Here is a 626-nt window from a genome sequence, read left to right on the forward strand (position 1 = left end):
GGTTATGCGCGTTATAGTGCAGGCTTAAAGGGTGAAAATATTTTAGGGATGAATGATGCGTGGGATTTTGGTTATCAACGCAGTGAGACAGATTATTGGGGTGGGAGCAAGCAAGAAGGACATAGCAATAATTTTTCAGCGAGTGTGAGTATTCCTTACGGTTATTGGACTTTTGGATTGAATGGCACTGTTTATAATTACCAAAGCATTATCCCTGGCAATTTTACCGATATTGAGACGACGGGGGATTCCAGTGAGTTACACGCCAGTACAAGCAGGGTTCTTCACCGCGATAGTGTTTCGCTTACAACCTTGAATTTAGGTCTTTCTTATAAAAGAACCAACAATTACCTTCTTGGCAATAAGATAGAGGTTGGTAGCCGTCAATATAGCGTCGCTAATTTTGGGATTTCGCATTCGCGCCAGATGTTGGGTGGGACATGGACCTTTGATGTGAGTTATTTGCAAGGGCTCCCCTTGTTTCATTCAGTAAAGAAACATGCTCCAGGGGCAGGGGATGGCGAGCCACAATTTTCTAAATTTACCGGCACACTTAGTGTCATGACGCCTTTTAAGGTAGGGGGCTTGGATTTTATACTGAGCAATCTTTTGAGTGGTCAATATTC

General features: G+C 43.1%; 1 protein-coding gene. It reads left to right on the plus strand.

The annotated features are described in order from the left end of the window. Positions 1-626 (plus strand): ShlB/FhaC/HecB family hemolysin secretion/activation protein (locus J7R12_RS08625; RefSeq protein WP_234924870.1); only part of this gene is annotated, 626 nt, incomplete at both ends.

This window comes from Bartonella vinsonii subsp. vinsonii (assembly GCF_902825235.1).
In the GTDB taxonomy this organism is placed as follows: Bacteria; Pseudomonadota; Alphaproteobacteria; order Rhizobiales; family Rhizobiaceae; genus Bartonella; species Bartonella vinsonii.